Consider the following 10,586-nt stretch of genomic DNA (forward strand, 5'->3'; position numbering starts at 1 on the left):
GTTTCTACTGTGGTCGATTCCAATATCCTGGGGTATACTCCAAGTACTGTCGCGACGGCGACAACCCATGCACCGGCTACTAAAACCACAGGTGGTGCCATGGCCACCCGGCAGACCATAGGAAGCTATAGCGGTCATACATATACATCATACACTACTAATACATCTGTTACCTGGTATGAAGCCTATGCTGCGGCAAAAGACATGGGCGGATACCTGGCTACTTTTACCACTGATAGTGAATGGCAATATGTGGAGCAGAATGTGATTAACGGAGCCGCATTTAATACCAATTCCGGATGGATCGGCTTTGCTAAATTTTCGTGGTTTGCTGGCAGTGCCCTTACACCCGATCATGAAATGAAATGGATCACGGGAGAGTAACCTTTACATGATTACAGTGCGGGAGGAACTTCGGCCGTAAAAAAATCCAACTGGTTCAATACCGTAGAACCTAACAATTCGGGAGGATCCGAAGGTTTTGTACATTTTTGGAGCAAGAACACGGGATATACCAAAATAAACAACGGATATACTTCCACCCACCCCCGGAATGATTTGTCAGCAAACAATACAACCGTACTGGGGTTTATAGTTGAATTCCAGCAGTAGCAGATGTGATAATTAGCGGAATTAGAGAACTGAAAAGACGTAACCGCTTGCCATGATCTAATTTGCCAGTCCTAATAGACTACGGATATTCTGCATAAAAACTATTTAATAAAAAACCAATGAAAAAACCTGATTACAGAAAAATATATACCGATATGATCATGGCGAAGTTTCCTGATAAAATGGATAGCTGCAGTACAATTATTAATAAAGAAAGTCTTTCCAGTATTGATATTATTTCCCTGCAAAAAAAACTGTTTGATACTCAGCAGCGGGAGCTAACAGAAAAATTCAACCAGCAACATAAATCTTATGATATCCCTACGATCCATAAGATCTTACAATATCAGAGAGACCAGCAGCTGAATAATAGTCAGCTCGCAAGACATTTTAAGCTCAGCCGAAATACTGTTACCAAATGGAAAAAATTTTTCTCTTAATTCTCTGTTTCTCTGTGCTATGTTTATCATCAGGAGTATTTTTCACGCTCTTTTCGGTTATCCTGGAGAGTATTTACGGAAAGTGCGGATAAAAAATAAATACTGCTCAGTTAGTGAAATCATAAGTAACCGGACATTTTACGGAGAAACAAAGCACAAGATTATGGAATTCTTTGAACAAGATGCTCTGTACCATACTGTTACAGACCGGTGGATTTTCTATGTAAAAAAAGCCAGTGGCAAAAAGTATTATCTAGTTTTTTATTTTGAAGATGAAAAACTCGTCAATATCCGATATAAATATAAAATCAAACAATAACCAACTGCAAAATTGCTAATGATGCAACCAGTGAAAAAAATCATCCTTTTCAGAATACGCTCCATGGATATGGGCGGAGTACCTAAAGTACTGATCAATATTCTCGAAAACCTAGACCGGGAAAAGTTTGAGCCATTCCTCCTAATAGAACTCCGACAGGGAGAACTCGTAAAAGACATTCCGAGGGATATCCGGATAGTCTCCCTGGTTCCGGGACGTGAAGAAATGAGCGGAAATAAACTGCTGCTTTTCTTCCGTCTGGCAGTACGCCATCTGAAACTGAAATGCTACCGCTTTTTCCCCAGCCTACAAAAAAAGAAAATCGGTGTATATCCTGATATCGAAGTATCAATCACCCATTCTTCCCTGCCAGCGATGGTAAGAAGCCCGTTCACATATTCCCGAAAGATAAGCTGGTTTCACACCGATCTTGTGCGGCACCACAGTACTTCCAAGGGAAAACGTATTGCCCGTATGATGAACCGCTGCGATACGAATGTTTTCGTTTGCCGTTCAATCCTCGCTAATCTGGAACAGCACCTGAATGTAAAAATCCATAATCCGGTATACATCTATAATACGTTTGACCGGGAAAAAATCCTCATCAAATCCACCCTCCCCTTTACAGAGGATGTTGAAAAAAAAATCCTCGCAAGAACACCCCTTTTTGTCTCTATAGGAAGGCTATGCCATGAGAAAGGCTATGACCTGCTGATCGAAGCGCATGCCGAGCTGATACACGAAGGATTCAACCATTCCATAGCCATTATAGGTTGGGGGCCTAATGAACCACAACTTAGAAAAGCCATCAGGAAGCACAGTGTAGAGGGCTCTTTCTTTCTACTTGGAAATAAAAATAATCCTTATCCATATCTCCTTGCAGCCAATTATTACATCCAGTCCTCCCGCTATGAGGCTTACCCTTTAGCCGTGGGAGAAGCACTGGCACTCAACAAGCCACTCATCAGCACCCGTGCGGGTGGTGTTGAAGAACTAATTACCCACCGTGAAAACGGTTATCTAACGGAATTCAGCAGAGAAGGACTAAAGAAAGCCATTATTGATTTCCTTTCAAATCCCAGTCTGGTAAATCACATCAGCAAACAGCAAAAGACCTTCGATTTTAACAAGTATAATCAACATATCTACCAGCAGACCAGAACGCTCTTTGATGATACACTGTATGAGAGGAACGATTTATAATCAGCAATAATTTGCAGGATAAAAAAATGAGTAGGAAAAACAAAATAGCAAATAACAGATATTTTGATAACGCATTAATCATCACCATTATTATTTATAAAAATCATCAGTAATTACTCTTTGCATTTAGAATTCTTGCTTATAATAATTCACCACTAAAAACCCCTTTATCTATGATTACCTTAACCAACCTTATAAATTTATTTACCCGGCGCGTATGTCATTATAACCTCTGGAATATCCGTATTGGCTATTCAAAATACTACATTCATGAAGTTCTGAACAACTACGAACTTCTGGGAAAAGATAAAGCCGAGGTCACGGCTTATCTGGCAGAATATCCTCTTTATAAAGAACACAATAGCAAATACTGGTGCTATGAAATTAAAAGTGCCTCAAACTATAAATATCTTCTGATTTTTCTGTTTGACGGGGAAAAGATAAAGGACGTTCGGTACAGCCATGTGAAAGTATAAAAGGAAACCGTTATTTCATTTAAACCATATATGCATTATTAATATTCCAAATCTGGTACGCTGTATACATCAAAATGTTTGACCAATAGATTTATGGCATAATTTATATGAACTATTTCATATAGATTTTGTGTCTTGAAAGCATTTTTTTACTCTGTTTTCTTTAATCTAAACCCGTACAACAGAGCTACAGCTGTCAGCAAAAACAATGATTGCAAAGTACGGCTGGCCCCCTTTCATCTGCCGGCAATACATTATTTGTATAATACCATCCTTTAGAATGATAAATTTCATAATTTACCGGCCTAAATAAAAAATTTATTGAAATCAAAAAAAATTTATCAGCAGCTTTATTTACAGGTAATTATCGCCATTCTGGCAGGTATCATATTAGGCCGCTTTTATCCTGAAGCGGGTGAAAAAATGAAGCCTCTGGGCGACGGGTTTATCAAACTGGTAAAAATGATCATCGCTCCGGTAATTTTCATTACCCTGACGTTAGGAATCGCACATATGACCGATCTTAAAAAAGTAGGAAGAATCGCCGTAAAAGCTATGGCCTATTTCCTGACTTTTTCTACATTGGCATTGATTATCGGATTAATAGTAGGAAATATATTACAGCCGGGACATGGCCTGAACATTGATCCATCCACGCTTTCCGGGGATGTTTCCCAATACCAGCAAAAGGCTCATGAGTCTACCCTAACCGGTTTTATCATGAATATCATCCCGGAAACCCTCTTCAGTCCGCTGGTTGGCGAAAATATACTGCAGGTTCTTCTGGTGGCGATCCTAATGGGTGTTGCCTTGGTTTTAACGAAAGAAAAAAGTGGTAAGATAACAGCATTTTTACAGGATCTTTCAACACCTGTTTTCAAAATCGTACACATGCTGATGAAGCTGGCACCGATCGGAGCCTTCGGAGCCATGGCCTTTACCATCGGGAAATATGGGCTTCATTCGGTACTGAACCTCATATTCTTAGTGGGAACATTTTACATCACTTCTGCACTCTTTATTGTTCTGGTTTTGGGAACTGTTGCGTGGTATAATGGTTTCAGTATCTTCAAACTGATGTATTATTTAAAGGAAGAACTTCTGCTTGTATTGGGAACAAGTTCTTCGGAATCCGCTCTTCCGGGACTTATGGAGAAACTGGAAAAAGCAGGATGTTCCAAAGCCATTGTCGGCCTGGTGGTTCCGACCGGATATTCTTTTAATCTGGATGGCACCAATATTTACATGACTCTAGCTTCCCTGTTTATTGCGCAGGCTTTAAATATCCATCTGCCGATTGAAAAACAGATCATTCTTCTTTTGGTTGCCATGCTCAGTTCCAAAGGGGCTGCCGGCGTTACCGGAGCCGGATTCGTTACCTTAGCCGCCACGCTGGCTGTTGTCCCCGAAATTCCGATTGCCGGAATGACCCTGATCTTAGGAATCGATAAATTTATGAGTGAGTGCCGTGCCCTGACGAATGTTATCGGGAATTCCGTAGCAACGGTTGTAGTAGCCAATTGGGAAAAGCAGCTGGACAAAGAACAGCTTCAGTATTGCCTGGATCATCCTGGCGAGGTGGAGAAAAAACTGGAAGTGTAAAAATACCCGGATTGATTCCTATCTGGATTCATACCGGAATGACAAAGATGCTGGAGAAATGTAAGCTCAAAATTTCAACGCCCTGTTTGTCCCGAAGGAAACCTCAACATAGTAGTAGAGAGCAGCACAGAATGATTCGCGTCTGGTATACTAAGAAAGCCGTAGATTGATTCACCGAAGCTGAAGAAAAACTGAGCGTTTCATATTTTAAGAGGTTCGATGAAATTCTACAGAAGTGCCGTTTCAACGAGCCGGAAGAGAATGATCAAATCAAAATATTCAGGCTCGCAGGCTGTACCTTTACATGAATGGGAGATTTTATTTTGTTGAATTCCCCGTCGAGGTGCCAGTTTTTGGTATTGACTTTAAATTCAATTTCTGAAATGGGCAGATAAGTAATGTAATCATCTTCCTTCAGTTTTTTGGTGAACATCCTGAAAGCAAAAAGCGGTGAATAGGTAAGCGGAAATTTTTTCACCAGTACCATATCTACCAGTCCGTCACTTTTGCTGGCATGTGGAGCAATGTAGGCATTGTTTCCGAACTGCCGTGTATTGGCGATGTTTACCATCAGGTATTTCCCGTTGTGCTGCTTGTATTCTTCACTGAAAAACTTAAGCTTGATCGGCTTATAGCTGAAAAAAGTCCGGAGTGAAACCTTAATATAGTTTTTAAATCCTCTTGTTGTTTTTTCAAATTCTTTTACCACCTTCCCGTCGAACCCGGTTCCGGAGACATTGATGGAAAGCCTGCCGTTTACGGTGAATGTATCTATTTTCCTGGATTTTTTAGCCCTGATCTTACCCAGCAGCTCATCCAGGTTTTTACTAAACTGGGTTTCGTTGGAAAACCCGTTTCCTGAGCCTGCAGGGAAGATGGCCAGAATCTTTTCGGTACCGATGAGGTTCGCGGCTACCGTAGAAATGGTTCCGTCCCCTCCGATCGCTACAAACAGATCAACCGTTTCAAAATGGTTCCGGATAAATTCATCGGTTCCAGCAATAGAATCTGAAATGAAATACAAAGGATCTTTTACCTTCGATTTCAGTTCATTGAGAAACGGCTGATAGTTTTTCTTTGCCGAAAAAGGATTGATGATGAAGGCTGTTTTTTCCATTGATGCAAAAATAAAAAATGCTTCCTGATCCGGAAGCATTAATATTAGTTAATTTTCATTCTTTTCATAAATTCAGGATTCAGCGTTCCTTTCAGATCGCCCCATGAAACAGGAATCGTAATATCTCCTGCCGCAAAAGCTGCGATTTCGTAAGGGCTGTAATGGAAATACAGGTTTTTGTTATCGAAATAGAAATTTTCCGTTGCCGGGATCTTATCCACCAGCAGCATTTCGGAATTGTTCACCTCCCCTTTGTTATCGGTGGTTCCGCTGTTTATTCTATTGATGTTTTTCATAAGCAGGGCCTCAAGCTTATTGACAGGCATAGCCGTAATGTCTTTCAGCACTACCCTCTTCTTATTTTTCAGGTCGAAAACCCTTTCGGAAAAACCGTAATTATCGTGAGCCCCGCCTGAATACGATCCCCAGACGTATTCAATATGTAAATAATCATTACTATTTGATTTTATATTCATTCCGCGATCCTCGTACCATTCCTGCGCAAAGGTAAGATCGGAACCCCAGTCTTTGGAATCTTTCCTGATCTGGTTGAAATACTCGTTTTTACTTTTCTGAAGGTAATTACGAAGCCCGTTTTTAGAGAAGTCGCTTATATTTTTTTCGGTAAAATAAATGCTGTCCAGCAACGTCTTATCTTTCAGAGTTGGGAAAACCAGCATTCTGGATGAATATTTTACGCTGAGAGAATCGTTAATTTTAATGGAATCATTAATCTTAACAGAGTCTACGGTAAATCTTTCCGCTTCAACAGCTTCGGTATTACCGGCTACGGTATTGTTGTTTTCCGTTTTTTTACAGGCTGACACGGCCAGCAGGGAAGAAATAGCCAGAACGGCAATAATGTTTTTCATATTCTTAATTTTCCTTCTAACATGCAAAAACCATTCAAAAAATGAATGGTTTCGGATTTATTTTTATAAAGTACGTTTTTTATTTCTTCACCAGGCTGATGACCTGGTTTTCCTGTTTGGAGGCAACACCCCAGATCTGCTTAAATGCAGGATAATATTCTTTAGGATAATTGGGGCTTAGAATTTTTGTGGTAGAAATTACTTCAATCCTGTTTCCCTTCTGCTCTGCGATGTAGCTGTATTCGATCTCCTTATCGTCCGTAACGATTTTTTTGTTCTTCGGCATTTCTTCAACGGCATAGCCTTCGGGAATCTCAAAAATAATCTTTTTTATTTTGGTAAAAGGCGAAACAAAATCAATCAGGTATTTCCGTTCTTCCGTCTGGTCGAATTCATTGGAATTTTTATTGAGGAACAGCATCGGGTTGATGATCATTTTCTTCCCGATCCTGTCGATCAGGTTATCGGAAGAAAACTTCATCGTACTTTCAAAATCCCCATTTTCAAGCACTTTGGAATCGATGTCCGTAAAATCGATAGCGAAATTTTCCTTGTATTGTTTCTTATACTTATCGGCGTTGTCATCATAGCTTTCCTTAGCGAACATCGCGTACGTTCCGGTATCTTTATCCGAATATATCCCGGATATACTTCCGTCGGCATTTAGCTTAGCCTCTGCGGTAAGATATGTAAAACTCGTTTTGGCATTGACCATGGACAACTGCTGAACTTTTTCTTTTGCCATCAGGATTCCGAATTCATTCCAGTCTCTCGGGGGCAGCTGGTCCATCGAAGATTGCTTTGAAGTGGCATCAAACAGATGGAATCCGTCCTTGGTCTGGATCGCGGCAATCACAAAATTCATATTGGAAACATTGGGCGAAGCGATGTTGATGAGTCCGTGGTTTACCGTAGAAATGGCAAGGGGATCTGCTTTAATTCCCGCTTCACGAAGCATCATCACCAGAAAAAGATTGATTTCTGCAGCATTCCCTGTTTTGGTCTCAATCATTTTTTTAATCCCGTCTTCTACATATAATCCTCTGTCATTATTCCAGGTAAAGGTATTTTTAACATATTTAAATATAGCATTGGCTTTTTCAACCTCATTGGAAATCCCTGAAATTCCGGCCGGCATATTGTCTTTTGCAAATCTTGTTTTCTTCAATTCGCCGCCAAAATCTTCATTATCATACAGCCTTTCCTTAATCTGCTCCCATGAAGAAGAATACAGCTTCAGTTCCCGGAAATTGGTGGAATGCAGTTCAGCCGCGATTTTCGTCCTGTAATTACGGTCATTTCGTACGAATTTTTCCGTTTTGAAACCTTTTACATTTTCATATCCGAAACGGTAGGTCCTGTAATTTGTGCCATACATTGTTCTTTCGTCTACTTCCCTGTATTTCGGAGTTAAGAAACCTGTATAATTTACGTTATAGGAAATGTTGGACGGGCTGTCCAGTACATATTCCGTATACAAAGAAGGAGTATCTGTTTCAATCATGATTTCCGGAATGACAAACAGGAACGGAGAAGTTACTTCATACTGATATTCAATCACGGATCCGTTTTTCACATTGGGAAATGCAAATTTGGTAACCGAGACATATTTGCTTTCCTTGCTCTTATATTTTGAACTTTTATCAACTTTCGTAGCAACGGACGCTCCATTTTCGAGATTATACGTAAAAGCCTTTATTTTTGAAAGGGTTTCCTGCTCACTCCCGCCCTGATATAGAGGAATTTCAAGATTCAGCCAGTCTTCTGCCTTGTCTTTATCATAGATTTTAACCCTGTAAAAGGCCTGCTTGATAAGATTTCCGGTATTATTATCGATGCTGAAGTGTAAGGATTTATACAAAATTTCGGCAGGGGCATTTTCGTCCAGCGTGGATTTCTGCCTTGACAAATCCGCTTCATTGAATTTGGGATGTTCCAGGAACACGTGTTTCTGTGCATCAATAAACATAAAATTCATTGAGCATACAGCAATTAGAAATATTTTTCTCATGTTAAATTTTAGAAATTAGAATTTTTGAATTGTCGATGTTAATCGTTTTCTTCCTGAAACTGACGTAATCATTGTATTTTTCCTTTGGGTAAAGTCCTTTATTGATTCTGATGGTACGGTTTACTTTCAGCTCTTCGCCATTCTTCACAAAGCTGAGCTTGTAAGTCCCGAATTCTGAATTCAGCGTTACATTTTCAGGAAGTTCTTCTATTTTATAATTTTTGGGAATCGCAAAGCTGATTTCGTATTCATCCTCAAAAGACTGTCTCAGTTCGAATGGCAATGTCCGTTTTTCATCTGTTTTGTAGAAGTTATCCGAATAAATGGGCACGGCCCTGAAAATCATGCTGCTTCCTGCATTTTTCGAATAATTGTTCGCCTTAAAATCAAGATCGAATTTGGCAACAGCATTGTCCCTGTCATTCAGGAAGTTCTTCAGTTCGATTTTTTCGAAATGCAGGACATCAAGAAGGTTTTTTACGGCTTCGTTCCTGTCTTTCGGCGACATGGTTGCCAACGCAAGGTTGTTGTCGTATTGGATCCCGGTATAGGCAAAGTTTCCTTCTCCCGAGATGCTGTTGTCTTCATTCAGTTTTATTTTAAGAAGCTGTTTTTCTTTGCTTTGATCTGCCGTATATACCGGCGTCTCGATTAGTTCGATTCCGCTTTTCCGAATGGAAAGAACATTCCGGTCGGTCGTATTATAGCTTAAATGATTGAATGCCACCTGCTGGGAAGTATTTTCCAGCCAAATATTTCCTTTTTCGGTTGGAACCATGAGAATGACGTGGTTGCCTCCCATTTTCGGAAAGTCCTTATCAAATGAAACCGGTGAAGAACCGGAATTGACCACCGAATAATACGACAGAATCCCCGCTTCATCCAGCAGTGTTTTCATGTAGTTGGTCAGACCTTTACAGTCACCATATCCTTTTTTCTGAACTTCATCCGGAAGCATCGGCTGCCATCCGCCGATTCCCAGTGCCACGAAAATATACCGTGTTTTGGCCTGCATGTACTGGTAGAGCTTTTTTACTTTTTCTTCTTTGGTTCCCTGAAGATTCAATGCGGCAACTTCCGCCTTAATAGCAGGTGTAGACAAAGAAACAGGCTGCAAAATACTGTTGTAATACCATGAACCGAAATCGCTCCAGCTGTTGATGCTGCCCTGTTTTCCTTCAAGGTTAAACTTCGTCAGCGCAAAGCTTACTTTCGGTAAAATTTTTATCGGTTGCGGGGATAAAAAAGCCTCTTCAATAGCCGGAACATTTTTATAGGCATATATTTTCTCACCTGCATTATCACTTTCGGAAACCGATGTGTAATTGTATGCCGAAGGATAGGTTTTGGTTTTAAGTTCGATCCCGGATTTGTTGATAATCTTCATCTGTGCTTCCTCCAGGGAAACATTATTGGACCTAANTGTAATTGTATGCCGAAGGATAGGTTTTGGTTTTAAGTTCGATCCCGGATTTGTTGATAATCTTCATCTGTGCTTCCTCCAGGGAAACATTATTGGACCTAAAAGGGAGAAAATCCGGTATAAAAACGGTATTGTCATCACCCAACTGGTAAGAAAATTCAACCGTGTACGGATATTGGGTCGGCGTGTAAGATAAAGCCATTACCCGGTTGTCCGAATAAAAAGTCCCCTGATTGTTATTGGCAAAATCCCCAAAGTCCGATTTGGAAAACGATTTAATCTTCTTCCCGCCCTCATCATAAATATTCACTTTAACATCCGAAATGCTGTTCCCTTTATCATATGGAATAAAAACGAGCGCATTATCATCCCCATCTTTGGTAAGAACGGTGGTTACTGTATAAAACTGGTATTTTATGTCATCAATTTTGTTGATCTGAACAGTCGTGAAATCTTTCCGGATTACGGCGTCTGCATTTTTCTTAAGATTTTCAGGAATTGCAGAAACGGG

At 40.2% G+C, this 10,586-nt stretch carries 10 protein-coding genes; 5 read left to right on the top strand and 5 right to left on the bottom strand.

Features of this window, described 5'->3' with window-relative positions; all coding sequences use genetic code 11:
* Window positions 1-9: 9 nt before the first annotated feature.
* From ACED20_RS07760 to ACED20_RS07780, 5 genes are all read left to right on the top strand, one after another.
* The gene (locus tag ACED20_RS07760) at window positions 10-384 is read left to right on the top strand and encodes a C-type lectin domain-containing protein (protein WP_294306760.1); all 375 of its coding nucleotides are present in this window, start codon (window positions 10-12) and stop codon (window positions 382-384) included.
* Window positions 385-731: 347 nt separating this feature from the next.
* Complete coding sequence (locus ACED20_RS07765; RefSeq protein WP_294332763.1) at window positions 732-1,052, top strand: helix-turn-helix domain-containing protein; 321 nt, start codon at window positions 732-734, stop codon at window positions 1,050-1,052.
* Window positions 1,053-1,389: 337 nt separating this feature from the next.
* Window positions 1,390-2,574 carry a glycosyltransferase gene (locus tag ACED20_RS07770; protein WP_294315164.1) on the top strand — a complete coding sequence of 395 codons (1,185 nt, stop codon included), beginning with the start codon at window positions 1,390-1,392 and terminating at the stop codon, window positions 2,572-2,574.
* A 173-nt stretch (window positions 2,575-2,747) separates the two neighbouring features.
* On the top strand, window positions 2,748-3,050 hold the full coding sequence (locus ACED20_RS07775; protein WP_294241671.1) for a hypothetical protein: 303 nt from the start codon (window positions 2,748-2,750) through the stop codon (window positions 3,048-3,050).
* 321 nt (window positions 3,051-3,371) lie between these two features.
* Entirely contained in the window at window positions 3,372-4,652 is a 1,281-nt protein-coding gene (locus ACED20_RS07780; RefSeq protein ID WP_294241669.1) for a dicarboxylate/amino acid:cation symporter, read from the top strand.
* A gap of 265 nt (window positions 4,653-4,917) precedes the next feature.
* Here ACED20_RS07780 and ACED20_RS07785 read toward each other — a convergent pair whose 3' ends face one another.
* The 5 genes from ACED20_RS07785 to ACED20_RS07805 form a co-directional block, all read right to left on the bottom strand.
* Window positions 4,918-5,769 (bottom strand): diacylglycerol kinase family protein, encoded by an 852-nt coding sequence (locus ACED20_RS07785; RefSeq protein WP_294229721.1) that lies wholly within the window; start codon window positions 5,767-5,769, stop codon window positions 4,918-4,920.
* Window positions 5,770-5,813: 44 nt separating this feature from the next.
* On the bottom strand, window positions 5,814-6,641 hold the full coding sequence (locus tag ACED20_RS07790) for an RsiV family protein (RefSeq protein ID WP_294294580.1): 828 nt from the start codon (window positions 6,639-6,641) through the stop codon (window positions 5,814-5,816).
* Between the two features lie 79 nt (window positions 6,642-6,720).
* Window positions 6,721-8,652, bottom strand: coding sequence for a transglutaminase-like domain-containing protein (locus tag ACED20_RS07795; protein ID WP_294311727.1), 1,932 nt, complete (start codon window positions 8,650-8,652; stop codon window positions 6,721-6,723).
* A 1-nt stretch (window position 8,653) separates the two neighbouring features.
* Window positions 8,654-10,039, bottom strand: coding sequence for a DUF3858 domain-containing protein (locus ACED20_RS07800; protein WP_378104089.1), 1,386 nt, complete (start codon window positions 10,037-10,039; stop codon window positions 8,654-8,656).
* Between the two features lie 31 nt (window positions 10,040-10,070).
* On the bottom strand, window positions 10,071-10,586 hold a 516-nt coding region (locus ACED20_RS07805), incomplete at its 5' end, for a DUF3857 domain-containing protein (protein WP_378104091.1).

Source organism: Chryseobacterium sp. sg2396 (assembly GCF_042610505.1).
Classification (GTDB): Bacteria; Bacteroidota; Bacteroidia; order Flavobacteriales; family Weeksellaceae; genus Chryseobacterium.

Bases quoted from the DNA above. Each gene is read 5' to 3' on its own strand.
- ACED20_RS07765 (WP_294332763.1), top strand. From the start codon at position 732: ATGAAAAAACCTGATTACAGAAAAATATATACCGATATGATCATGGCG.
- ACED20_RS07770 (WP_294315164.1), top strand. From the start codon at position 1,390: ATGATGCAACCAGTGAAAAAAATCATCCTTTTCAGAATACGCTCCATG.
- ACED20_RS07775 (WP_294241671.1), top strand. From the start codon at position 2,748: ATGATTACCTTAACCAACCTTATAAATTTATTTACCCGGCGCGTATGT.
- ACED20_RS07785 (WP_294229721.1), bottom strand. From the start codon at position 5,769: ATGGAAAAAACAGCCTTCATCATCAATCCTTTTTCGGCAAAGAAAAAC.
- ACED20_RS07790 (WP_294294580.1), bottom strand. From the start codon at position 6,641: ATGAAAAACATTATTGCCGTTCTGGCTATTTCTTCCCTGCTGGCCGTG.
- ACED20_RS07795 (WP_294311727.1), bottom strand. From the start codon at position 8,652: ATGAGAAAAATATTTCTAATTGCTGTATGCTCAATGAATTTTATGTTT.
- ACED20_RS07800 (WP_378104089.1), bottom strand. From the start codon at position 10,039: ATGAAGATTATCAACAAATCCGGGATCGAACTTAAAACCAAAACCTAT.